25 protein-coding genes, 7 pseudogenes and 1 riboswitch are annotated in these 22926 nt (G+C 70.7%); of the genes and pseudogenes, 10 read left to right on the top strand and 22 right to left on the bottom strand.

What is annotated here, in order from left to right:
• The first annotated feature begins 106 nt into the window (after positions 1-106).
• From LP418_RS05055 to LP418_RS32485, 4 genes are read left to right on the top strand one after another with little or no spacing between them, the layout of a single operon-like run.
• Positions 107-1054, top strand: a complete 948-nt coding sequence (locus tag LP418_RS05055) for a carbohydrate ABC transporter permease (RefSeq protein WP_257955468.1) — start codon at positions 107-109, stop codon at positions 1052-1054.
• Positions 1044-1889, top strand: a complete 846-nt coding sequence (locus LP418_RS05060) for a carbohydrate ABC transporter permease (protein ID WP_257955469.1) — start codon at positions 1044-1046, stop codon at positions 1887-1889. The genes LP418_RS05055 and LP418_RS05060 overlap by 11 nt, the downstream gene beginning before the upstream one ends.
• 4 nt (positions 1890-1893) lie before the next feature.
• On the top strand, positions 1894-2520 hold the full coding sequence (locus LP418_RS32480) for an ABC transporter ATP-binding protein (protein WP_442940115.1): 627 nt from the start codon (positions 1894-1896) through the stop codon (positions 2518-2520).
• On the top strand, positions 2514-3194 hold the full coding sequence (locus tag LP418_RS32485) for a hypothetical protein (RefSeq protein WP_442940116.1): 681 nt from the start codon (positions 2514-2516) through the stop codon (positions 3192-3194). The genes LP418_RS32480 and LP418_RS32485 overlap by 7 nt, the downstream gene beginning before the upstream one ends.
• 129 nt (positions 3195-3323) lie before the next feature.
• Here the strand turns inward: LP418_RS32485 and LP418_RS32490 are convergent.
• The 13 genes and pseudogenes from LP418_RS32490 to LP418_RS05120 form a co-directional block, all read right to left on the bottom strand.
• Positions 3324-3542, bottom strand: a pseudogene (locus LP418_RS32490) (hypothetical protein); the annotation flags it as partial.
• On the bottom strand, positions 3535-4494 hold the full coding sequence (locus LP418_RS05070; RefSeq protein ID WP_257955470.1) for a choice-of-anchor B family protein: 960 nt from the start codon (positions 4492-4494) through the stop codon (positions 3535-3537). The pseudogene LP418_RS32490 and the gene LP418_RS05070, both read right to left, overlap by 8 nt.
• Positions 4495-4603: 109 nt before the next feature.
• Positions 4604-4855 (bottom strand): hypothetical protein, encoded by a 252-nt coding sequence (locus tag LP418_RS05075; protein WP_257955471.1) that lies wholly within the window; start codon positions 4853-4855, stop codon positions 4604-4606.
• The gene (locus LP418_RS05080; RefSeq protein ID WP_257955472.1) at positions 4852-5277 is read right to left on the bottom strand and encodes a DUF1707 SHOCT-like domain-containing protein; all 426 of its coding nucleotides are present in this window, start codon (positions 5275-5277) and stop codon (positions 4852-4854) included. The genes LP418_RS05075 and LP418_RS05080 overlap by 4 nt, the downstream gene beginning before the upstream one ends.
• Before the next feature lie 23 nt (positions 5278-5300).
• Positions 5301-6797: a phosphomethylpyrimidine synthase ThiC gene (gene thiC / locus LP418_RS05085; RefSeq protein ID WP_257955473.1), complete on the bottom strand. Its 1497-nt coding sequence runs from the start codon at positions 6795-6797 to the stop codon at positions 5301-5303.
• On the bottom strand, positions 6794-7717 hold the full coding sequence (locus LP418_RS05090) for a hydroxymethylpyrimidine/phosphomethylpyrimidine kinase (protein ID WP_257955474.1): 924 nt from the start codon (positions 7715-7717) through the stop codon (positions 6794-6796). Before LP418_RS05090 ends, thiC begins: the two co-directional genes overlap by 4 nt.
• Complete coding sequence (locus LP418_RS05095; RefSeq protein WP_257955475.1) at positions 7714-8277, bottom strand: thiamine phosphate synthase; 564 nt, start codon at positions 8275-8277, stop codon at positions 7714-7716. The genes LP418_RS05090 and LP418_RS05095 overlap by 4 nt, the downstream gene beginning before the upstream one ends.
• A 43-nt stretch (positions 8278-8320) precedes the next feature.
• A pseudogene (locus tag LP418_RS05100) lies at positions 8321-9086 on the bottom strand (thiazole synthase).
• A complete protein-coding gene (thiS, locus tag LP418_RS05105; protein ID WP_257955476.1) occupies positions 9083-9271 on the bottom strand; it encodes a sulfur carrier protein ThiS in 189 nt (62 codons plus the stop codon). Before thiS ends, LP418_RS05100 begins: the two are co-directional and overlap by 4 nt.
• Positions 9265-10164: an FAD-dependent oxidoreductase gene (locus tag LP418_RS05110; protein ID WP_257955477.1), complete on the bottom strand. Its 900-nt coding sequence runs from the start codon at positions 10162-10164 to the stop codon at positions 9265-9267. The genes thiS and LP418_RS05110 overlap by 7 nt, the downstream gene beginning before the upstream one ends.
• A gap of 14 nt (positions 10165-10178) precedes the next feature.
• Positions 10179-10280 (bottom strand): annotated as a pseudogene (locus LP418_RS32495) (FAD-dependent oxidoreductase); the annotation flags it as partial.
• The gene (gene thiE, locus LP418_RS05115) at positions 10280-10870 is read right to left on the bottom strand and encodes a thiamine phosphate synthase (protein ID WP_257955478.1); all 591 of its coding nucleotides are present in this window, start codon (positions 10868-10870) and stop codon (positions 10280-10282) included. The pseudogene LP418_RS32495 and the gene thiE, both read right to left, overlap by 1 nt.
• A riboswitch (TPP riboswitch) is annotated at positions 10863-10973 on the bottom strand. (Overlaps the previous gene by 8 nt.)
• A gap of 18 nt (positions 10974-10991) precedes the next feature.
• The gene (locus tag LP418_RS05120) at positions 10992-12074 is read right to left on the bottom strand and encodes a flavin-containing monooxygenase (RefSeq protein WP_257955479.1); all 1083 of its coding nucleotides are present in this window, start codon (positions 12072-12074) and stop codon (positions 10992-10994) included.
• Positions 12075-12309: 235 nt separating this feature from the next.
• Between LP418_RS05120 and LP418_RS32500 the strand changes: the two are divergent.
• Positions 12310-12870: pseudogene (locus tag LP418_RS32500) on the top strand (fumarate hydratase); the annotation flags it as partial.
• 82 nt (positions 12871-12952) lie between these two features.
• The gene (locus tag LP418_RS32505) at positions 12953-13849 is read left to right on the top strand and encodes a FumA C-terminus/TtdB family hydratase beta subunit (RefSeq protein ID WP_442940118.1); all 897 of its coding nucleotides are present in this window, start codon (positions 12953-12955) and stop codon (positions 13847-13849) included.
• Between the two features lie 126 nt (positions 13850-13975).
• On the opposite strand, the gene LP418_RS05130 is transcribed toward LP418_RS32505, so the two are convergent.
• The 6 genes and pseudogenes from LP418_RS05130 to LP418_RS05155 all read right to left on the bottom strand — a co-directional run bounded on the left by LP418_RS05130 (position 13976) and on the right by LP418_RS05155 (position 18559).
• Positions 13976-14314 (bottom strand): DUF559 domain-containing protein, encoded by a 339-nt coding sequence (locus LP418_RS05130; RefSeq protein ID WP_257955480.1) that lies wholly within the window; start codon positions 14312-14314, stop codon positions 13976-13978.
• On the bottom strand, positions 14298-14960 hold the full coding sequence (locus LP418_RS05135) for a hypothetical protein (protein ID WP_257955481.1): 663 nt from the start codon (positions 14958-14960) through the stop codon (positions 14298-14300). The genes LP418_RS05130 and LP418_RS05135 overlap by 17 nt, the downstream gene beginning before the upstream one ends.
• Before the next feature lie 461 nt (positions 14961-15421).
• Positions 15422-16186 carry a hypothetical protein gene (locus tag LP418_RS05140; RefSeq protein WP_257955482.1) on the bottom strand — a complete coding sequence of 255 codons (765 nt, stop codon included), beginning with the start codon at positions 16184-16186 and terminating at the stop codon, positions 15422-15424.
• On the bottom strand, positions 16186-17508 hold the full coding sequence (locus LP418_RS05145) for an FAD/NAD(P)-binding protein (RefSeq protein WP_257955483.1): 1323 nt from the start codon (positions 17506-17508) through the stop codon (positions 16186-16188). Before LP418_RS05145 ends, LP418_RS05140 begins: the two co-directional genes overlap by 1 nt.
• Positions 17509-17550: 42 nt before the next feature.
• A pseudogene (locus LP418_RS05150) lies at positions 17551-17974 on the bottom strand (FAD/NAD(P)-binding protein); the annotation flags it as partial.
• 246 nt (positions 17975-18220) lie between these two features.
• Entirely contained in the window at positions 18221-18559 is a 339-nt protein-coding gene (locus tag LP418_RS05155) for a hypothetical protein (RefSeq protein ID WP_257955485.1), read from the bottom strand.
• Between the two features lie 90 nt (positions 18560-18649).
• Here LP418_RS05155 and LP418_RS05160 point away from each other — a divergent pair, with 90 nt between their 5' ends.
• Positions 18650-19330 carry a hypothetical protein gene (locus LP418_RS05160; RefSeq protein ID WP_257955486.1) on the top strand — a complete coding sequence of 227 codons (681 nt, stop codon included), beginning with the start codon at positions 18650-18652 and terminating at the stop codon, positions 19328-19330.
• Here the strand turns inward: LP418_RS05160 and LP418_RS05165 are convergent.
• The 3 genes and pseudogenes from LP418_RS05165 to LP418_RS32510 all read right to left on the bottom strand — a co-directional run.
• Complete coding sequence (locus LP418_RS05165) at positions 19301-19951, bottom strand: TetR/AcrR family transcriptional regulator (RefSeq protein ID WP_257955487.1); 651 nt, start codon at positions 19949-19951, stop codon at positions 19301-19303. The two genes, LP418_RS05160 and LP418_RS05165, sit on opposite strands and share 30 nt — an antisense overlap.
• Positions 19952-20268: 317 nt before the next feature.
• Positions 20269-20793, bottom strand: coding sequence for an SRPBCC family protein (locus LP418_RS05170; protein ID WP_257955488.1), 525 nt, complete (start codon positions 20791-20793; stop codon positions 20269-20271).
• A 204-nt stretch (positions 20794-20997) separates the two neighbouring features.
• Positions 20998-21099: pseudogene (locus LP418_RS32510) on the bottom strand (ArsR family transcriptional regulator); the annotation flags it as partial.
• Between the two features lie 294 nt (positions 21100-21393).
• Between LP418_RS32510 and LP418_RS32515 the strand changes: the two are divergent.
• The 3 genes and pseudogenes from LP418_RS32515 to LP418_RS32525 form a co-directional block, all read left to right on the top strand.
• Positions 21394-21753 (top strand): sigma factor-like helix-turn-helix DNA-binding protein, encoded by a 360-nt coding sequence (locus tag LP418_RS32515; protein ID WP_442940119.1) that lies wholly within the window; start codon positions 21394-21396, stop codon positions 21751-21753.
• On the top strand, positions 21750-22499 hold the full coding sequence (locus LP418_RS32520) for a hypothetical protein (protein ID WP_442940120.1): 750 nt from the start codon (positions 21750-21752) through the stop codon (positions 22497-22499). Before LP418_RS32515 ends, LP418_RS32520 begins: the two co-directional genes overlap by 4 nt.
• A gap of 86 nt (positions 22500-22585) precedes the next feature.
• A pseudogene (locus LP418_RS32525) lies at positions 22586-22924 on the top strand (lyase family protein); the annotation flags it as partial.
• Positions 22925-22926 lie beyond the last annotated feature (2 nt).

The following is a 22926-nucleotide window of genomic DNA, read 5'->3' on the forward strand; positions in this document are numbered from 1 at the left end:
CGAGCTCGCTGCAGAGCACCTGGCATCCGCCTGCGAGCGTCGACTCCGACACTCCTGCCGAGTCGAATACCTTCATTGAGCAGATCATCGAGGGAGGGAGTTTGTTGTGAGTGCAGTGACCGCACCGCAGACCGACAAGGCAGCTGAGGAGAAGGCCCGCGCCGCCTCGAGCGATCGAGCCGTCGCCGAGAACCGGCTGGGCCAGAAGCTGGTGGCTCCGGCAGTGATCCTGATGCTCCTTGTCACGGCGTGGCCGATGATCCGGGCGCTCTACCTCTCACTGTTCCGCTACCGGCTCACCACGCCGGACGACCGCGAGTTCGTGGGGCTGGGCAACTACGTGACAGTCCTGACCGACTCGCTCTTCTGGCAGGACACGTTGAACACGGTGATCATCATGGTCGTCACGGTGGCGATCGAGCTGGTCATCGGCTTCGGCTTCGCCATGGTGATGCACAAGATCATGATCGCCCGCGGGCTGATGCGGACCTCGATCCTCATCCCCTACGGCATCATCACCGTCGTCTCGGCGTTCGCCCGGCAGTTCGCGTTCAGCCTCAACAACGGCTTCGTGAATGCTTGGCTGCCGTTCGTCGGCGACGACTACAACTGGTTCGGCGGCCACTGGTCGGCGATGTTCGCGATCATGATCGCCGAGATCTGGAAGACCACGCCGTTCATGGCGTTGCTGCTGCTGGCCGGTCTCTCGCAGGTCTCCGAGGACATGCTCGAGGCCGCCGAGGTCGACGGAGCCACCCGGACCCAACGTCTGTTCAAGGTGATCCTGCCGAACATGAAGGCCGCGATCATGGTGGCGGTCCTCTTCCGCGCCCTCGACGCGTTCCGCATCTTCGACAACATCTTCGTGATGACGCGAGGCGCACAGGAGACGGAGTCCTCGTCGTTCCTGACCTATCGACAAGTGATCGAGCAGATGCAGCTCGGGATGGGGTCGGCGCTGTCGGTGCTGCTCTTCCTGACCGTGCTGCTGCTCGCGTTCGCGATCGTGAAGCTGTTCAAGGTCGACCCGGCACAGGCGAGGGGTGAGGGCTGATGGCCGCCAAGGGAAAGACCGGAGTCGGCACTGGATCGGCTTCATCGCCATCCCGGTGTGGTGCCTGCTGCCGGTGGCATGGATCGTCTCGCTGTCGTTCAAGTCACTCGAGGAGACAGCGGCCGGGAGTCCGCAGTTCCTGCCGAAGGACTTCACCACCTCCAACTACGGCGAGATCCTCAAGAACGACGACTTCACCCGGGCCCTGATCAACTCCTTCGGCATCGCGATGATCGCGACCGTCCTGTCGGTCGTCTTCGCGACCCCGGCGGCCTACGCCATAGCCCGGCTGGAGTTCAAGGGCAAGCGACTGGTGCTCTCGATGGCCCCGGCGATCGCGATGTTCCCAGTGGTGTCGCTGGTGGGCCCGCTGTTCGACATGTGGCGCACGTTCGGCCTGTTCAACACGTGGCCGGGCCTGATCATCCCCTACATGACGTTCACGCTGCCGTTGGCGATCTGGACCCTCTCGGCGTTCTTCCGCGAGATCCCGTGGGAGATGGAGCAGGCGGCCCAGGTGGACGGCGCCACGTCGTGGCAGGCGTTCCACAAGGTGATCGTCCCGCTCGCCGCACCCGGTGTGTTCACCGCGGCGATCCTGACGTTCTTCTTCGCCCGGAACGAGTTCGTGCTCACGATCTCACTGACATCGACGACGTCGTCACGCACGGTGCCGGCCCAGATGTCGTTCTTCGTGGGGCCGGATCCGTTCAACCCACCGTATGCACAACTGGCGACGGCCTCGGTCATCGTCACGATCCCCGTGATCATCATCGTCCTGCTATTCCAGCGCAAGATCGTCGCCGGCCTGACCTCCGGCGCAGTGAAGGGTTGAGTCCATGGCTGCCATCGACATCAAGAACATCGTCAAGAAGTACGGCGACGGCTTCCCGGCTGTGAACGACGTCAGCATCGACGTGCAGGACGGGGAGTTCATGATCCTCGTCGGGCCGTCGGGCTGCGGGAAGTCCACCCTGCTGCGGATGATCGTCGGGCTGGAGGACATCACCTCCGGCGACATGATGATCGGCGACAAGCGCGTCAACGACACGGCGCCTCGCGATCGCAACCTCGCGATGGTGTTCCAGAACTACGCGCTCTACCCGCACCTGTCGGTCTACGAGAACATCGCCTTCCCGCTCCGGCTCGCCGGTGCGCCCGAGAGCGAGATCGACGAGAAGGTGCGCAAGGCGTCCAAGACGCTCGACCTCGACGAGCACTCGGAGCGCAAGCCCGGCAACCTGTCGGGCGGTCAACGCCAGAGGGTCGCCATGGGTCGCGCGATCGTCCGTGACGCCGACGCTTTCCTCTTCGACGAGCCGCTGTCCAACCCGGACGCCAAGCTCCGTGGCCAGATGCGCACCGAGATCAGCGCGGCTGCAGAAGCGCCCGGGCATCACCACGGTCTACGTCACGCACGACCAGACGGAGGCCATGACCCCGGGGCGACCGGGTCGCGGTGTTGAAGCGGGGCATCCTGCAGCAGCTCGCGACGCCGCGTGAGCTCTACGAAAACCCGGGCAACCTCTTCGTCGCCGGATTCATCGGCTCCCCGCCGATGAACTTCGTGCCCGCGGAGGTCGACGGCACGTCGGTCAAGCTGCCGTTCGGCACCGTCCAGATCCCCGAGGACAAGGCGTCGAAGGCGCAGGGCAAGGGGCTGCTCATCGCCGGCATCCGGCCCGAGCACTTCGAGGACGCCTCGGTGATGGAGACCGGGAAGGAGGGCTCGACGTTCACCGCCCGGGTGGACGCGACCGAATGGCTGGGCAACGAGGCCTACGCCTACATCCCGTTCGAAGCGCCGCCGGAGGTCCAGGGCCCAGCTCACGCAGCTGGAGAAGGACCTCGACGGAGAGTCGATGCGCACGCAGCTGGTGATCTCGCTGGATGGTGCCAGCCGGATCGCCGAGGGCGACGAGGCGGAGATCTGGGTCGACTCCCGCAAGATCCACCTCTTCGATCCCGCCACGGGCGAGAACCTCACGGTCGACCTCGCCAATGCCGGCCGGGTCCTCGGACGCGAGGCTCCGGCGAAGGCCAACGCCTGACGCACGACGACAGCTGCCCCGCCCGGATCTCCGGGCGGGGCAGCTGCGTAGTCAGGACCCCATCGCTGCTCCGCTCGGGCGCAGCATGAAGAGCCCGTCATAGCCGTGGACGATGACGAGTCCGTTGTCGAAGAACGGGTAGTTGCTCCAGTGCCGTGGCTGAAGGCAGTGTCGTCGTCCTCGGGCCGGGTGTCGAAGAAGCCCACCTCCCTCAGATTCCCGTTCGCCACGTCGGCTGCCGAGAGGACCCGCAGCCCCGAGCGGTAGTTCGACTGGAAGACGCGAGACCCGTCGACGTACAGGTTGTGGTCGATGGCGTTGGTGGAGGGATTCACGAAGCGTGAGAACTGGCGCGGCGCCGTCAGGTCGACGACGTCCCAGATCAGCGTGGTGGTCCCACCGGTGGTGCCACTGAGCTCGTCGACCTCGTCACCCATCAAGAAGTGCCGGCCGTCCTGCGTCAGCCAACCCCAGGTGGGTGTACGCCGACCCGGTGTAGCCGACGCGCGAGAGCTGTCGCGGCGCCGCCTTGTCGGTGACGTCGACGATGGTGAGCGTGTCCTCGTTGGAGCTGAAGCAGATCTCGCGGCCCGTGAAGCGGGTGTCGGGCCCGTCGTAGACCACGCACTGGGTGTCGTGGGTGTAGCCGTCCTCGCCCACGCAGCCGGCGAACGCCGGCGAGGCGGGCTGGCGGATGTCGATCATGTGCAGGCCACCGCTGCAGGCCCGGACGTCCTCGCGAGCGCCGACGGCGTAGGCGAAGCCGCTGTCGGTGTTGATCGCGATGTTGTGGGCGCGCCCGAAGCCGGTATAGCGGGCGTCGGCGGTGAACGTGACGGGGGCGGCCGCCGGGTCGACCGACCGCAGGCGTCGCAGGTCGAAGACCTGCATGCCGTGCTCACGAGCCTCGGCCACGATGAACGCGTGGTTGTCGTGCACCTTGATGTCACGCCAGATCACGTTGTTGGTGCCGGACGTGGGCAGGTTGCCGAGGTAGACGGGCCGACGCTCGTTGGTCACGTCGACGAACGCGGTGCCGTTGTCACGACCCGCGACGACATAGCGCCGTTCGGTGGCCGGGTCGGTCCAGCCCCAGACGTCCGAACCGCGCCCGCCGCCGATGTGGGACATCGGCAGATAGCTCGACAGGTTGACGTTCTTGCAGGGGAAGTAGCCAGCGTGGCCGTCGACGCAGCTCGCGCCGGGGCCTCGCTGATCGCCCGTGAGAGCCGTGGTCGGGAAGTCAGGGTCGACCTCGCCCACTTCGTCCTTGCCCTCCCCTTCGTGGTCCCCGTCGTGGGCCGGGACGGGGATCGATCCGAGGAGCAGCGCCAACAGCGCCGCCGCCAGTGCGAGGAGCATCCTCGCGGTCCCGAGATATTTCGACATGCGTCACTCCTTGTGGGATGAATGTGTCGTGGATCACCCCAGCACAGGAGGTTGTCCACCGCAACAGGCGTGATGCGGCAAGTCCTCGTGTCAGCTGCCTCTGGTGAGGTCAGTCCAGCTGGCCGTGCGGCCCGGCGCCGGGCAGCTTGAAGCCCCGCTTGCGACCCTCGCCGGGCATCGGCTTGCGGACCACGGTCACCGCGCCCATCAGCGCGATGCCGCGGACCCGCACGAGCGGCGAGTCGGGTCCCAGCACCGGCTCGACCTTGGCGCGCGCCTCGTCGAAGGCGCCCATGATCCCGACGCCCTCGACCGAGACCCGGGTGAAGGCGTTGACGATGACGTCGATGCCACCCATCACGGTGCTGGCGTTGATGACGACCTCGCGTGGAGAAGATCGCCTGCCGAAGGTCGATGTCGATGCCGCCCATCAGCGCGAACGCATTGTGGTTGGCACCCACCTCCCACACGCCCTTGCAGGTCCCGGCCGCCCATGATGGCGAGGCTGGTGGTGTGGCGCGGCGCGGTGCCCGGCAGGCCTGCGGCGTACGGCGACATGGGCTGTGCGGTGGGAGGTGCGGCCGGGGCAGGGTGCAGGTCGACGGTGATCGGCACCAGGTCGGCGTAGGTCTTGGCGCTGAACGTCGCCTCGAGCCGCTCGTCGAGCTCGTCCGGGTCGAGCCGCCCCTGCCCGGCCGCCTCGCGCAACACCTCGGCAACCTTGTGCCGGTCGGCGTCGGAGATGCGCATGCGAGTCGGGTCGTGTCCCTCCAGATCACCCATGAGCTCCACCCTAGATGGCGGCCCTACCCCTCGACATAGACCGTGCCGCCGAGCTCGACGAACTCCGCGGACTTCTCCTTGAACCGCTCGCGCACGTCCCGGCTGATCCGCATGGAGCAGAACTTCGGGCCGCACATGGAGCAGAAGTGCGCCGTCTTCGCACCCTCCGCCGGCAGCGTCTCGTCGTGGAAGGACTCAGCCGTGGTCGGGTCGAGGGAGAGCGCGAACTGGTCGCGCCAGCGGAACTCGAAGCGCGCCTTCGACAGGGCGTCGTCCCAGTCGCGCGCGCCCGGGTGCCCCTTGGCGACGTCGGCGGAGTGGGCGGCCAGCTTGTAGGTGATGACGCCGGTCTTCACGTCGTCGCGGTTGGGCAGGCCCAGGTGCTCCTTGGGCGTGACGTAGCAGAGCATCGCGGTGCCGTGCATGGCGATCGTCGCCGCCCCGATGGCGCTGGTGATGTGGTCGTAGCCCGGCGCGATGTCGGTGGCCAGCGGCCCGAGCGTGTAGAAGGGCGCGCCGTGGCACAGCTCCTGCTGCAGCCGGACGTTCTCCTCGACGAGGTGCAGCGGCACGTGACCGGGCCCCTCGACCATCACCTGCACGTCGTGCTTCCACGCCCGCTCGGTCAGCTCGGCCGGGGTGTGCAGCTCGGCGAACTGGGCCTCGTCGTTGGCGTCGGCCACCGAGCCGGGGCGCAGCCCGTCGCCGAGGCTGAACGAGACGTCGTAGGCCGCGAAGATCTCGCACAGCTCGTCGAAGTGCGTGTAGAGGAAGTTCTCCTCGTGGTGGGCCGGGCACCAGCCGGCCATGATCGAGCCGCCGCGCGACACGATGCCGGTGACGCGCTCGGCGGTGAGCGGGACGTGCCGCAGCAGCACGCCGGCGTGGATCGTCATGTAGTCGACGCCCTGCTCGCACTGCTCGATCACGGTGTCGCGGAAGATCTCCCGTGTGAGCTTGTCGGCCTCGCCGTCGACCTTCTCCAGCGCCCGGTAGAGCGGGACGGTGCCGATCGGGACCGGGCTGTTGCGCACGATCCACTCGCGGGTGGTGTGGATGTCATCGCCGGTCGAGAGATCCATGACGGTGTCGGCACCCCACGTCACCGCCCACGTGAGCTTGTCGACCTCCTCGGCGATCGAGCTGGTGACGGCCGAGTTGCCGATGTTGGCGTTGACCTTCACCGGGAAGCGCTTGCCGATGATCATCGGCTCGCACTCGGGGTGGTTGACGTTGGCGGGGATGATCGCCCGGCCCGCGGCGACCTCGTCCACGACCAGCGAGACGTCACAGCCCTCCCGCGCGGCGACGTAGGCCATCTCCGGGGTGATGATGCCGCGTCGCGCGTAGTGCATCTGGCTGACGTTGCTGCCCGGCTTCGCCCTTCTCGGGGCAGGCTTCGAGCCGCGCCACTCCTCCTTGGCCTCGCCTCGCCGTACGGCGGAGCGACCGTTGTCCGGGAGCTGGGTCTCGCGTCCGGCATAGGTCTCGGTGTCGTCGCGGTCCTCGATCCAGGTCATGTACGGCGACCGGGCAGCCCGACCTCGGGATCCGAGCCGGGGCCGGTCGTGCAGTAGCGGTCGAACGTCTCTCCGTTGGTGAGGGAGACCCGGGTGACGGGCACCTCCCACTCGCCGGTCGCGATGCGTTCGTGGGCGGGGTGGACGGTCATGAGGTTCCTCCGAGGGTGGTGTGTGCGATCGGTCCGCGTCCGCGGCCGAGGTGCCGTGTGGCTGAGGTGGAGCTGTTGGTACGTGTAGGCCGCGGCGCGTGCGGCCGCCTCGGCGACGGTGGCGCCGAGGGCGAGGTGGGCGGCGAGGGCGCTGCTGTGGGTGCAGCCGGTGCCGTGGTCGTTGGTCGTGTCCAACGCCCTGGTGGGTGAGTGGTCGCGGGGTCCCGCCCGGGACGGCGAGCCAGTCGGTGCCCGCCTCGCCGCCGGTGAGCACCACCGCGCACCCGAGGTCTGCCAGCCGCGCCGCGAGGTCGGCGGGGCGATCCGTCGCGTCCGGTGAGTGCTCGGGCCTCGTCGAGGTTGGGCGTCGCGACCAGCGCGCGGCAGCAGGTGCTCGACGTAGGCCTTCACGACGGTCCGGTCGCCGAGGACCGCGCCACTGGTGGCCACGAGCACCGGGTCGACGACGATCGGCAGGTGGCCGAGCGTGTCCGCCACCAGCTCGACCACGGCAGGCGAGCCGAGCATCCCGGTCTTGACGATCGTCACCGGCAGGTCGCCGAGCACCGCACTGAGCTGTGCGTCGACCACGTGGAGAGGCACCGCGTGCACGGCGTGCACACCGGTGGTGTCCCGGGCGGTGATCGCCGTGACGACGCACGCGCCGTGGCAGCCGTGGTGTCCGATCGTCGCGAGGTCGGCCGCGATCCCGGCCGCTCCCCCGGAGTCGGTGCCGGCGACCGTGAGCACCACGGGCGGGGTGGTCATCGCAGCACCTCCAACAGCTCGGCGACCACAGCAGCAGGGTCGGCTGCCCGCATCACGGCAGCCATCACGGCGACGCCGTGCGCCCCGGCTTCCACCGCGGCGGCGGCGTTGTGGGCACCGATCCCACTCAGGGCGAGCACCGGGATCGGGTGGTCATTGAGATCGCCGGTGCCGAGGAGCGTCCGCGTCCCGGGCTTGCTCCCGCTCTCGGCGTACGGCGACAGCGTGGCCCACGAGGCTCCCTCCGCCGCCGCCCGCGCGACCGCGGCGCGCGAGTGGCAGGACCGGCCCCACCACCCCCGGCGCGGCGCGCGTTGATGGGCGGCGAGGTGCAGCCCGTGGACCGCGACGTCGGGAATGCGCGACGAGATGACGGTGAGCCCGGGGAGGACGGTGAGCTCGCGCACCAGCGCCGCACGAGCGGCCGGGGCGAGGTCGTGCTCGCGCACGACGACGGCGGTCAGGCCGGCGTCGACGCACTCCGACACCGTGCGGATCAGGCCGCGACCGAGCGAGAGCTGGGACCGGTCGGTCAGCAGCACCAGCCGCGGCAACGTCATGGCGGGGGCTGTTCGGACGACCAGTTCTCATGACGTCCGGTGCTCACGAGACCCTCCCGACCAGCGGGCTCGCGGAGCGGGCGGCGGCCCGTCGCGGGATCCGGCCGGCGAGGTGGGCGGCGCGACCGGCCTCGACCGCGAGCCGCAAGGCCTCCGCCATCAGCACGGGGTCGTCCGCCCGCGTGACCGCGCTGGCCGCGAGCACCGCGGCGCAGCCGAGCTCCATGGCGAGGGCAGCGTCGGAGGCGGTGCCGATGCCGGCGTCCGGGACGACCGGGACGTCGACGGCGGCCACGACTGCCTCGATGGCGTGCGGGTCGAGCACGCCCAGCCCCGAACCGATCGGCGAGCCCAGCGGCATCACCGCCGCGCAGCCGGCGTCGACGAGTCGGCGGGCCAGCACCGGGTCGGCGGGGGCGTAGGGCAGCACCGTGAAGCCCTCGGCGACCAGCGTGGTCGCGGCCTCGAGGAGCTCGACGGCGTCCGGGAGCAGGGAGCGTTCCGTCGCCCACCACCTCGAGCTTGACCCAGCTGGTGCCGAGCGCCTCGCGGGCCAGCCGCGCGGTGTGCACCGCCTCACCCGCGGACAGGCAGCCGGCCGTGTTGGGCAGCACCCGCGCCCCGATGTCGCGCAGGATGCCGAGCAGTCCGCCGGGCGCGGACGCGGACGTACGCCGCATGCTGACCGTCACCAGCGCCGGCCGCGCCGCCTCCAGCACGGGCCGCACGAGCTCGGGTCGCGGCAGGCCGCCGGTGCCGAGGAAGAGCCGCGACGGCAGCGTCTCGCCGGCGATCACCGGGGAGCTCATCCGCCGGCCACCGCCTGCACGACGTCGACCTTGTCGCCCTCGACGACCACGTGGGTGCCGTGCGACGACCGCGGCACCACCTGATCGTTGACGGCGACGGCGTGGCCCGGCGGCAGCTCGCCGAGCAGCAGCAAGATGGTGTGGGCGGCGGTCTCCACGACCGACCCGTTGACGGTGATCAGCATCTTTCCTCCGGGGGTGGGAAGCGGCGGGGATCGAGCGACGGATCGGGGGCGGCGCCCTCCACGGCGTCGGCAAGGAGTCGCGCGGTGAGCGGGGCCAGCAGCACGCCGTGCCGGAAGTGCCCGGCCGCCGGGAAGACGCCCGCGTCGCCGGTCGGACCGACGAGCGGCCGGTTGTCGAGGGTGCCGGGGCGGTCGCGGGCGAGCGCCTCGCACAGCTCGGCCCGGTCGAGGCCGGGCACGAGCTCCGTGGCGGCATCCAGCAGGCGCCGTACGCCACCGACGGTGACCACCGGCGGCCCGTCGTGCTCCTCGGAGGTCGCCCCGACGACCATCTCGCCGCCGGGCCGCGGCACGACGTAGACCGGCTCCCCGCGCACCCACCCGCGCAGCACGCGGGTCAGGCCGACGTCCCCGCGGAGGCGCAGGATCTCGCCGCGGACCCCTCGCACCGGGTGTGCGTACGGCGCCGGCAACCGCGCGCCGGTGGCGATCACCGTCGCGTCCGGGCGGTCGACCGGGGCGCGCGCGACGACCCGCGCTCCCAGTCGGGTGAGCAGCGCCGAGAGGACGGCCCGCGGGTCGACGGCGCGGTCCTGCGCGAGCATCGCCGCCGAGCTGACCCGCCCCGGGGCGGGCTCGAGCGCGCGGGCCCGGCGGCCGTCGAGCACCTCGACGTCGTCACCGAGGCCGGCGAGCAGCGCGGCCCGGCGCTCGACCTCCCGGCGGTCACCGGCGTCGATCCCGACCAGCAGCGTGCCGGAGTCGTGCAGGGGCACGGCCAGCGCTGCGGCGTACGACGGCCACAGTCGCGCGGACTCGGCGCACAGCGCGTGCAGCGCGGACTCACCGTGCCAGGGCCTCGCCGGCCGGCGAGAGCATCCCCGCGGCGGCATGGCTGGCCCCCCGACCCGGGCGCGGGATCGACGACGACGACGTCGTGGCCGCGGTCGACGAGCTCGGCGGCGCAGGCGAGCCCGACGATGCCGGCGCCGAGGACGTGCACGCGCATCAGCCGACCGCCGTCATGAGCTCCTTCGCGGCTGCCAACGGATCGGGATGTCGCCAGAGCGCGCCGATGACGGCGACCCCGTGGGCGCCCGCGTCGATGCACCGACGCGCGCGGTCCGCGTCGATGCCACCGATCGCGACCAGCGGAAGCACCCCCATGGCGCCCGTGATCGCGTCGACGCCCAACGGGGTCGGCAGTCCGGCCTTGGACTCGGTGGCGAAGACCGGCCCGAAGCCCGCGTAGGTCGCACCGTCCACGGCGGCCCGGTGGACCGCCTCGGCGTTGCGACAGGTGGCCCCGATGACGAGATCGGGGGCGAGGCGACGGGCGTCGGCGACCGACAGGTCGTCGGCCCCGAGGTGCACGCCGTCCGCGCCGGTGGCCAGCGCGACGTCGAGCCGGTCGTCCACGATCACCATCGCTCCGCTGGGCCGGACGGCCGCGAGCACGAGCCGCGTCAGGGCGACGAGCTCGCTGGTCGTGGCGTCCTTGTCGCGGACCCGGAAGCCGGCGACGCCGGCGACGGCGAGGTCCTCGAGCAGGTCGAGGTCGTCGGTCGCGGAGACCGGGCAGAAGATGTGAGGGAGCATCGGGTTCGCTTCCTTCGCCGGCATTACCCGGATCAGGTGTGACGGTCGGAGCGGAATCCAGCTCCCTCTCAGCCCGCTGCCGCGAGCTCCCGTGAGGACGTCGACGAACGTAGCAGATGCGTCAGGCAGACATTCCGTCGTCCTGCGCTGACAGCTGTCGTTGTACGGCGATCGCCGCCGCCCGACCTGCCCGGTTGGCGCCGATGGTGCTGGCGGACGGGCCGTAGCCGACGAGCTGGACGCGTCGCTCGAGGACCGCGGTGACGGCGTTCTGCACCGAGCCGCCGACCTCGAGCTGGATGCCGCCCTCGGGCGAGCGCAGGTGCAGCGGCGCGAGGTGACCGACGGCAGGCCGGAAACCGGTCGCCCAGAGGATGACGTCGACCGGCTCGAACGTCCCGTCGGCCCATCGCACACCGTCGGGCTCGATGGCCGCGAACATCGGGCGCCGCCGGTAGGCACCGAGGCGCTCCGCCTCGCGCTCCTGCGGGCGCAGCATCAGCCCGGTGACGCTCACGACGCTTGCCGGGGGCAGCCCGCGCCGCACGCGATCGGCGACCGGGGTGACGGCCTCGAGCCCGGCGTCGGGGTGGAAGTCGTCGGTGCGCCAGACGGGCTCACGCCGGGTCACCCAGATGGTGTCCGTGACCGGCGCCAGCTCGCCGAGGAACTGCACGGCACTCGCGCCGCCGCCGACCACGAGGACGCGCTTGCCCACGAAATGGGCCGGGCCCGGGTAGTCCGCGGTGTGCAGCTGCTCGCCCGCGAAGGTCTCGGTGCCGGGGTAGTGCGGCACGAACGGCTGCGTCCAGTGCCGGTGGCGTTGATCAGCGTGCGGGTGTGCCGTGTGGTCTCCTGCGTGGACGACCAGCAGGTCGCCCTCGCTGGTGACCCGGTCCACGGTGACCGGCCGGACCACCGGGAGGTCGAAACGTCGCTCGTAGTCGGCGAAGTAGGTAGGCACGACCTCGTTGGCCCGGGCCTGCGACCGGGTCGGTGCCGTCGCGTCCGGCAGGTCGGCGACGCCGTGCACGTCGTCCATGCCGAGGGAGTCCCACCGGTGCTGCCGGGCGCCACCGGGCGCGTCGTTCGCATCGAGGACCGGGTGCTCGATGCCGCGGCGGGTGAGGTGGCGTGACGCCGACAGCCCGGCCCGGCCGGCACCGATGACGATCGACTGGTGGATGGGCTCGTGGACGGGCACGCTGGCTCAACGCCCGGGCAGCGTCCGGTATGCCCGGCGGATCGGCGTACTCTGACGTCTCGTGAGCGACGTTGAAATCCCCTACTCCGACATCCTCCCCAGCCACGGATCGAACGGCACCGACGAGACGCCGTACAGGCTGGTGACGACCGAGGGCGTGTCGACGTTCGAGGCTGAGGGACAGACGTTCCTGCGCGTCGACCCCGAGGCGATCCGGCTGCTGACCGCTGAGGCGATGCACGACATCAGCCACTACCTGCGGCCCGCGCACCTCGCGCAGCTGCGCCGGATCATCGACGACCCCGAGTCGTCGGGCAACGACCGCTTCGTCGCGCTCGACCTGCTCAAGAACGTCAACATCTCCGCGGGCGGCGTGCTGCCGATGTGCCGGGACACCGGCACCGCGATCGTGATGGGCAAGAAGTCCGAGGGCGTGCTCACCGGCATCAACGACGCCGAGGCGATCAGCGCCGGCGTCAAGGACGCCTACACCAAGCTCAACCTGCGCTACTCGCAGCTCGCGCCGCTGACGATGTTCGAGGAGAAGAACACCGGCACCAACCTGCCCGCGCAGGTCGAGCTCTACTCGATGGAGCAAGGTCCGAAGGGCCCGGAGTACAAGTTCCTCTTCATGGCCAAGGGCGGTGGCTCGGCCAACAAGTCGTTCCTCTTCCAGGAGACCAAGGCGATCCTCAACCCCGAGCGGTTGCTGACCTACCTCGACGAGAAGATCCGCTCCCTCGGAACGGCCGCGTGCCCGCCATACCACCTCGCCGTCGTCATCGGCGGGACGAGCGCGGAGTATGGGCTGAAGACCGCAAAGTACGCCTCCGCGCACTACCTCGACGACCTGCCGACAGAAGGCTCGATGAGCGCCCATGGCTTCCACGGACCTCGAGCTGGAGGAGGAGGTCTTCAAGCTCACGCAGTCCTTCGGGATCGGCGCGCAGTTCGGCGGGAAGTACTTCTGCCACGACGTCCGCGTCGTGCGACTCCCCCGGCACGGCGCCTCCTGCCCCGTCGCGATCGCGGTGTCGTGCTCGGCCGACCGCCGGGCGCTCGGCAAGATCACCGCCGAGGGCGTCTTCCTCGAGCAGCTCGAGACGGACCCCGCGCACTACATGCCCGACGCCGGCGTCTCCGACGAGATCTCGTCCGGCGAGGTCGTGAAGATCGACCTGTCGTTGCCCATGGACCAGATCCCGGCCGAGCTCTCCCGTCATCCGGTGAAGACCCGGCTGTCGCTGACCGGCCCGCTCGTCGTCGCCCGCGACATCGCGCACGCCAAGATCAAGGAGCGCCTCGACGCGGGCGAGGAGATGCCGTCCTACCTGCGTGATCACCCGGTCTACTACGCCGGTCCCGCGAAGACCCCTGCCGGCATGGCGTCCGGATCGTTCGGCCCGACCACGGCCGGTCGGATGGACTCCTACGTCGAACAGTTCCGGGCCGCAGGCGGGTCGCTCGTCATGCTGGCGAAGGGCAACCGCTCTCGCGTCGTGACCGAGTCGTGCGACGCCCACGGCGGCTTCTACCTCGGCTCCATCGGCGGCCCCGCCGCGCGCCTCGCGCAGGACTGCATCACCTCGGTCTCGGTGCTGGAGTACGAAGAGCTCGGCATGGAGGCCGTCTGGAAGATCGAGGTCGAGGACTTCCCGGCCTTCATCGTGGTCGACGACAAGGGCAACGACTTCTTCACCGATCCCTCCGGCGCGGTCACGGTGCCCCTGAGCTCGCTAGCCGCCTCCGGGATCCGGGGCCGCTCCGCGGAGTAGGGCCCTCCCGCGCAACGTCCGACGATGTGGCTGCCGGGGTCACCGACTCGTCGGACGTCCCGCGCAACGTCCGACGGTCTGGTCGCCGCCTTGTCGGACGTACGGCGCCGCATGGGCGTCCTCACGTCACGCGGATCGGTCGAGGTCCGGGCACCCTCGTGCCTGCAGCGCCTGCGTGATCTGATCGAAGAAGTCATCGGCAGCGACGCGCAGCCCGAGCAGCGGCAGCCGCAGCACGAGAGCATCGGTGAGAGTCACGTCGTTCTGACGCAGCGCATCCGAGACGGCGTTCTGGACCCAGCCGTGCTGGATCCCGTCGATCTCGACGACGACACCCCATTCCTCCCAGAACACGTCGAGGAAGTAGCGCCCGTCCCCGGTCCGGCGAACCGCCTGCCGCGTGGGCTCAGGTATCCCGCGTTCCCGGCAAGCGGCGGCGAACTCGTGCTCACTGACGGACCGCACCCCCTCGAGCAGATCCGGGATCGTCGCGTGGATGAGCGACCTTCGCTTGTCGCGGCGCACGCGCAACGCAGCCACGCCCGGAGCGATCGGCCGTGGTCAACCCCTGCTGGACGGGCATCGTCAAGATGAGCACCGCTTGCTTCTCGGACTTGGCCCACAGCGCCCCGTGGACCGCCGCAACGTGCGGGGCCGTGCGCGGCACTCCCGACTTCATCTGGTCCTCAGCCCGGAATCGACGGGTCTGGTGAATGTTGAGTCCCTTGCCTCGTCGCCGACGCGCGTTGCGCGGGACCGAGATCCTCAGCGACTCCTCGTCGAACCCGCGCAGCCCCGAGGCAATCAGCGACGAGGCGCCGTCGAGCCCGGCCTGCGGTCCGGCTTCGAGCACCGCGGCCCAGTGGAGACCGAGCGTCGTGAGCTCCCCGGTGTGCACGGCGATCACCCGGCTTCGCACCTTCTGCCACCGCCGAGCAGCGATGTTGGCGCGGATCTGTCCTCGGGTCACCCCGAGAGCGAGGAGCTGTGGCCTGCTGATCACGCTGCTCTGCTCGGCGGCGAGCGACGCCGCCTTCGCGAGCCGACGCTGCCGCAGGTCGGCTCGCTCTCGCTGCTCGTCAGCCTCGTCCGCGCCCGTACTGGTGTCCATGCGAAGAGCCTGCGACGGCGCGCTTCGACGTACCAGCCCCTCTTTCCTCCCTGTGGAGAACCCTGCGTCCGACACTGTGGCGACCGGCTCGTCGGACCTCCGCCGGGACGTCCGACGATGTGGCTGCCGGGGCCACCGGCCCGTCGGACGTCCCGCGCAACGTCCGACGCCGTGGCTGCCGCATCGTCGGACGCAGAGTTCCGCGGCCGACGGCAAAAGCCCTTACGCGCGCGGGCGACGAGCGATCCGCGCCGGCGCGGTCCAGCGGAGAGGGCCGACGCTCGAGCCGCCCGTCGAGCAGGTCGAGCGCGAGGGCGGGCTGGTCGGAGTTGACCAGCGCGAAGAGCAGCGTCTCCTCGACGACCTCAGCTGCGCGGCCGAGCCACCGACGCGGACCGGGGAGGGGAGCAGGTCCGACAGCGTCGAGGCCGCGGCGGACCACTGGCCCTCCCCCGCCGAGATCAGCCCCCGAGCAGAGCGCGGCCACGGTCGCCGACGTCGTGGGGTCCGAGGAGGCGGCACACCACGATCGGAGCCCGGCCAGCCGGGCGAGGTCGCCGGCCGCCGCGAGGGCGAGCGCCGAGTGCATCGCCACGAAAGGCGTCTCCGGCCGGTCGATCAGGTCGGGCACCGGCGGCCTCGAGGACGCACTCCACCGGCGGAGGAGCGGCTTGCAAGGACAAGGAGGAAGAGGAGCCAGACCACGACGACGTCGTCACCCGCCACCTCCACAGCAGTGATGCCGAGTCGACCAGAGCCCGCACACCGGTGACGGTCGGCGGCGCGAGCTGGCTGTAGTAGCGCTGGCGCACGGCCTCGGTGTCGCCGAGGGCGAGGTCGTGCAGTGCCGCGTGCCACGAGAAGTGCGCGCGGTGCGACGCTGACCGGCCGCTCTCGGCGACCCAGTGGTCGAGCCAGACGCGACCGCTCTCGTGCTTGCCGGTCTCGTACATCACGTGCGTCTGCGCGTGCACCGCGTGCCCCGACGACGGCTCGCAGAAGAGCGCGCTCTCGGCCAGCAGGCCTGCCTCGTCGAAGCGACCCCTGGTCCTGCCGGGTGAAGGCGAGCAGCGAGATGTACCACCAGTGGTCGCCGTACGCCGGAGCAAGTCCGTCGACCGGGTCCCACGCCTCCTGCTGGATGTCGGTGACGCCGGAGAAGGCGATCGTCGGCACCGCGGCCGACACCGCAGCACGTCGCGCGGGTGGTGCGCGATGTGGTTCATCAGCGCCTTGGCCCCCTCGTGGCGCGCTCGTCGACGCGGCGTCCGATGACGTCGACGAGGCTGCGCTCACGTTCGTCTCCTCTCTTGAGCACGGCGCGGCGAGCCGCCTGCAGGGAGGCCGCGACGTCCGTCGAGGCGCCCGCCTCGTGACCCAGCATCGCCAGCGCGGCGTGCGCGAGCGCGAAGTCGGGGTCGAGCGCGGCGGCCTCGCGGAGCAGGTCCTCGCCACCGGACTGCAGTCGCATCACCTTCTCCGAGCCGGCGTTGTAGCGCGACGCTGCCTCGGCGGTCGCGGACAGCGGCAGGCCGAGCGGGTCGCGCGGACGGGCGACCGGGTGGTGCCCGCTGACGAGGCGTCCGTCCTCGAGCCGGCGCGGCAGTGGCGCGATCGAGTCGAGCACCCCCACCGCGAGCGCCAGCGCCTGCGAACGGATCTCGGGCACCGCCGTCGTCTCCCACAGCTCGCCGCGGCGCAGCGCACCGAGCGTCCACACGGGCGCGTCGGCCCGGCCGGTCGAGTCGAGCAGCCGACCGTCACGCGTGCGGAAACCCATGCCCGCCGTCGCGGCCTGCGCGAGCGAGACGCCGCCGCGCGCGGAGAGCAGGTCGTCGATCAGTGGGTGTCCCAGCAGTCGTACGTCGAGGGCAGGGCCGGTGCAGTTGACCACCCAGCCGACGTCGTGGGCCGAGCCGTCGGACAGCGTCACGCGCAGTCCGCCCTCGCCGAGCGGCGACGCCTCGACGACGGAGGCGGCGCGCTGTCGGAGCCGGTCGACCCCCTTCAATGAGCGCAGCACGGCCGCCGACGAGGGAGGCATGCGATGACGGACGCGATTCCAGTCGCCGGCATCCGAGGCCGGGAAGGAAGCACGGTCCTCCTCGGACAACCGCTGCCACAGCTCGCTGGCCCGGAACCGGAGGCCGTCGAGCGCGGGCCGCCAGTCGCCACCGGCGGCACGCACGCGGGCGACATGCTCGGCGACGCTCTCTCGCAGCGACGCCAACGTGTCACCCCAATCCCCGACGTCCGGGATCGCCGCGAGCTGCAGCTCGTCGGCGTGGGTGGCCGGGAGCTCGCCGGTGCGCGACACGGCGAGCACCCGGCGGTCGGGGCGCGCGCCGGGGCGGGTGAGCGACAGGACGACGTCGACCATGGTGAGGCCGGTACCGACGAGCAGCACGTCTCCGGGGCCGGCCGCGTCTCGGCGTACGACATCAAGGGCGCCCGGCGCCCACGGATCGGCGACGAAGAACGGCGAGCGCGCGAGGGCTGGGGGCGCCCGGGCGTGTCCCGCAGCGCGGAGACCCGTGGCGACGACCACCGCGTCGGCGGTGAGCTCGTGGCCGTCGTGCAGCTGGACGCTCGCCCCGTCGGACGCCCGCCGCACCCCGACCGCGCACGAGCGGACGTGACGCAGAGAGGCGGTGGCGGCCGCCATGTCGAGCGTGTCGGCGAGGGTCTCGTCGAGGTAGCGCGCGAACTGGCGACGCGGCGCGAAGGCGCCCGGGGACGGAGCGGAGCCGTGGTCCCGGCGCGCGCCACGCGACGAAGTGGCCCGGGTCCTGCGGCAGCGCGGTCATGCCGGCCGCGGGCACGTTGAGGAGGTGCTCGTCGTCGGTGGTGCCGAAGGCGGTGCCGCGACCGGCCCGGTCGGCCGGGTCGACCAGCACGAGGTCGACGCTGGTGCCGCGCTGGTGGGCGTTGCGGGCGAGGTGGATCGCGACCGGGGTGCCGGCCGCGCCGGCACCGATCACCACGACCTGCGGGCGCTTCAGGGACTCGGACACGCATACCTCCTTAGACGATCAAGTCACTGTACTTTCCATACAATGAGACCGTCGAATCGACGCGCCGCCGAGAGCTCAGGCGCGACGACCCCAGCGAGTGCGCCCCCACGGCTTCCAGATCGAGACCACCATCGCGAAGCCGAGCGCCGGGGAAGGACACCACCGGCGGGAACAGCAGGTCGCGACCCGCGCCTCCGACCCGGTCGCGCACCGCGTCCGCGCCCCCGGTCAGCTCCGAGGGAATGCTCAGCGCCCCGGGCACCAGCGGACGAAGACGAGCACCGTCAGCACGGTCGCCACACAGAGCTTGACCAGCACCCGTGTCCACTGGACGAGGCCGTACTTCGTGCCCGGGCCCAGCACGATCCCGGTCAGCAGCATCCCCACGGCCAGCACCGGCACCACCACGGGGATGACGATCCGCGCGGCGGTGTAGGCCGCGGCGGCCACCGGACCGCTGTCCGTGGTGGCGCCGGTGAGCACCGGGGTGGCGAGGCCGAGGTCGAGCCCCATCCAGCCGACTCCGCACACCGTGTGCAGGAGCAGGGTCGTACGGCGAGCATTGCGACTGAGCACGAAGGCCATGCGAAGCACGCTAGGCCGGCCCGGCCCGTCCCGCGTCGGGCAGGACCCCGAGATCGACCCTGACCTCGACCCGGTGTTTGGATGAGGGGCATGAACGGCGAGGAGATCGTGGAGGTCGCGCGGGCCGAGTCCGAGCGCGGCGAGGTGGTGCTCCGCCGACGCACCTCCGAGGTCGGGGCGGACGTGCTCGAGCTGCGCGTCAACGGCGTCTTCGTCATGGACACCATCGAGACCGCGAGCGAGATCGAGCTCGCCGCGGCCGCGCTCGACCTCGTGCCCGATCCGCGTGACGTCGTGGTGGGCGGGCTCGGGCTCGGGTTCACGGCCCAGCGGGTGCTGGCCGACCCGCGCGTCGAGCGGGTGATGGTGGTCGAGATCGAGGAGTCGCTCGTCGAGTGGATGCGCAACGGCACGATCCCGCACGGGCCGGCACTCCTCGCCGACCAGCGGATCAAGATCGTCAATGCGGACCTGCTGATGGCGATCGCGGAGGCGCGTTCGACGTACGACCTGATCCTGCTCGACGTGGACAACGGGCCGGGCTACCTCGTGCACGAGGACAACGCGCGTCTACGAGCAGGCGTTCCTGCGGCGCTGCGGCGACCTGCTCAACCCCAGCGGCGTGCTGGTGATCTGGTCCGCGGCGGCGGCACCCGAGCTGCTCGGCGCCATGCGCGCCGTCTTCGGCACGGTCGAGGAACGGCCCAACGACGTGCTGCTCCGGGACCGGCCGGAGACCTACTACCTGTACGTCGCGCGGCGAGACGCTGAGATCAGGGAGTGATCAGCGAGGGCAGCAGGCCCCACGCGCGCGTGCAATGTCGGCAGGGCGGTGCCGGTGCCGGTCAGGTGCTCGAGGAGCGCCTTCTCGAAAACTCCGTCGAGCAGGGCGTAGGTCGTCGCTGCGTCCGGGGTGGGCGTCGCCTCGGACAGCTCGGCGAAGCGGCTGATGACCCGCCAGATCATCACCTCGAGCGACTTGTCGATCTCGAGCACCGCTTGTCGCAGGTCGGCCTCGAACATCGCCCGGGTGCGCAGGTCGTACCAGAGCCGATGCATCTGCGGCTCCTCCGTGAGCGTCTCGACGAGCTTGTCGGCGAACCGCGCACGCAGCTCGTCGGCGGTGGTGGAGGTGGCGACGACCTCGTCGTAGCGCGTCACGCACTGCGCCTTGTAGTAGCGCACGCAGTAGGTGATCAGCTCGATCTTGTTGTCGAAGTAGTAGTGCAGGACCCCGTGCGAGAACGGCGAGTTCTGCGCGATCTCCCGCAGCGAGGTCTTGGCATAACCGCGCTCACCGAGCGTGATCAATGCCGACTCGGCGAGCTGGTCGCGACGTGCATCGGCCTTGGACTCGCGAGTGCGAGGAACTGTCCCGGCCGTGGGGGTCATGGCCCAATCGTAGGCCAGATGGGGGATATCTGACCGTTTGCGACGGAATCGCTTGACACCCGTCAAGAGGGATCGCAGAGTGTTTTCCAACACCCCCCCACAACCCCTCGGCCTGCTCGCACGAACTCCCGGTCTCCCCGCCAGGAGGTCGTGCACGCAAGAGCTCGGCAGAGGTGCAACACCCGCATGCGACTCGTGGAACACCTCAAGAAGGGCGTTGGCCATTGCCCCGGCCGCGCCTCTGCCTAGCCGCACGACGCCCCCCGCGCCGTACACCGAGGTGATCGACGGGTCGCATCGGTGCGTGCGGAGCTTCCTCAGGACAGCTCGTCGCGGTAGTACGCAGCGAACGCCGGGTAGTAGTCGTCGAAGTCGATGGCCGCCGGGTCGCCACCCGTCTCGGCCGCGACCATCCGGTCGAGGTAGTAGTCCCAGCCGGGCCCGACGCTCTGCGCCAGCTCGACGTTGACGATCTCCCGGGCGAAGGTCAACGTGGTGACACCACCGCGCTCGGCGAGGTCGACCTGCCGGGACCACACCTCGCTGTGGTCGTCGGGCCGCGCAGAACGCATGACCAGCCGGTTCGGTTCGACGCACTCGTCGATCCAGATGGTCTCCGCAGGCGCGTCCTCGGCCTCCGCAGTCATGAAGAACGTGACCGAACCGCTGGCCGGGTCGCCCGACCACCTGCCGATCCAGCGACTCAACCGGTCCGACTCCGTCACCGCTGCCCAGACGTCGGCGATCGGCGCCTTGAAGGTGCGCTCGAAGACGACGTACGCGGTCCCGTCGCGCTCGTCGCGCCTTCCGGTCGCCCCGGGTGTGAACGAGATGGTGGTCATGCTGTCTCCTCCTGTGAGTGTGGCTGCGAGGCGCGTTCGCGGCCGGTACGGCGGACCTCGAGCTCCGGGCCGTCGAGCACCGATCCGTCGAACCGAGGGGTCCGCTCCACCCTCGCGAGCCAGTCCGACACGGGCGCCGGGCCCGCGCGCGAGGCGGTAGTGCCGCTCTCGCCCGCGGTCATCGGCAACCACCAGCCCGGCCTCGCCGAGCACCCGCAGGTGCCGACTGATGGCGGGCCGACTGATGGCGTGGTCGCCCGCGAGGTCGACCACCCGCCCCGGTCCGCGCGCCAGTCGCTCGAGCAGCTCCCGGCGGACCGGGTCGGCGAGCGCGGTGAATGTCCATGACTATTGGTAACTTACCTGTTACCAATAGTCAAGGAGCACACTTCTTCGGAGGTCACTCAACCGATGCGCTGGCACCCGCGTAGGGACAGGTGACGACGACGCAAGGAGACCGGATGTCACGAGCGGACCAGGACCGCGAGTTCGAGGAGTTCGTGGCTGCCGCATGGCCTCGGCTCCGGAGAGCAGCGTTCCTGCTCACGCACAACACCCACGACGCGGAGGACCTCGTCCGGGCCGCCCCGGCCAGCAGCTATGCCAGATGGGGCCGGGTGCGGAGCGACGGCGCCTACTCCTACGTCCACCGGGCGCTGGTCAACGGCTACATCGACGGCATCCGGCGCCGTACTCCCCGTCCCGGTCGAGACCGTCGCGGAGACCGCCGACGCCGCCTCGACCGATCTCGTGGACGCCCGCAGCGAGCTCACCGAGCTCCTCGCCCCGTTGTCACCGCGCGAACGATCCATCGTCGTGTGGCGCTACTACCTCGACGCCTCCGAGCAGGACGTCGCCCGTGCACTGGGCGTCTCTGCCGGAACGGTCAAGAGCACGGCGTCGCGCGCTCTGGCCCGGCTGCGTTCGGCACACACCACCTCGACCCGGGAGTCCCGATGACCCAGCTCGACGACGACCTCGCCCGCATCGTCCGGGAGGACCCGCCGCACACCGGCGCCGTGGACACTGCCGGACTGATCCGGTCCGGCACCCGGCTGCGCCGCCGCCGACAGCTGGCAGTGACGGCCGGCGCCGGCCTTGCGGCGGCAGCCGTCGTCGCGCCCTTCCTGCTGCTCGGGGGCGGCGAGGACACGGTCGGCATCTCGCCGGCCGACTCTCCCCGGCTCGGCACCACGACGCCGAGCAGTCCGAGCACGGACACCGTCACCATCGACGAGCTGCAGGACAAGGCGCCCCGCACGCCGCTTGTCTGCGGCGTCATGGCCTGCGCCGACAGGCACGGCAGGTACGGCAGGACCGGCAGCCCCGAGGAGGGGACCGTGACCGGCAGCCCGCTCGACATGGGTGTCTTCCACGGCAACATGGAGGTGCTCTACGCGACCGACGGCATCTTGTCGAGCGGCATCGTCGACGACGGTCGGCTCATCCGCACCGTCTGGGCCTTCCGGCCCGAGGAGGAGGGGTTGGGGCCGATGCGTGTGTACGGCGGCGAGCGCACCGTCACCGCAGAGGGCCGGGCGCACTTCGGGATCATCGGCTACGTCAAGGGCGTGCACACCGAGGTCACCGCCGGCGTCAACGGCGAGACCAGGGGCCGTCAGTGGCATCAGCACGGACGTCCTCCCCGGTTACACCGTCTTCTACGACACCGCTCCGTGGGACGAGGGATGGGAGGACAGGGCTGACGTCACCTACGCGGTGCCCGGAGTCGCATCGTGCGCAGTGCTGGAGTGCGGGCTCATCGGCTGACCTCGGGAGTAGCGTCGTGCCCATGAGCGAGACGCGCACCGAACACGACTCCCTCGGCGCCATCGAGGTCCCGGCCGATGCACTCTGGCGGGCCCAGACGCAGCGGGCGATCGAGAACTTCCCGATCAGCGGCACCACCCTCGAGCCGCGGCTGATCAGGGCGCTCGCGCTGGTCAAGGGGGCGGCCGCGACGGTCAACGCCGACCCGGGCGTGATCGCCGCCGAGCAGGGCGTCGCGATCGCGGCAGCCGCCCACCGGGTCGCGGCGGGAGAGCACCTCGACGCCTTCCCGCTCGACGTCTTCCAGACCGGCTCCGGCACGAGCTCCAACATGAACATGAACGAGGTCCCGGCCAGCCTCGC

The sequence above is a fragment of the Nocardioides sp. B-3 genome, assembly GCF_024703895.1.
Lineage (GTDB): Bacteria > Actinomycetota > Actinomycetes > Propionibacteriales > Nocardioidaceae > Nocardioides.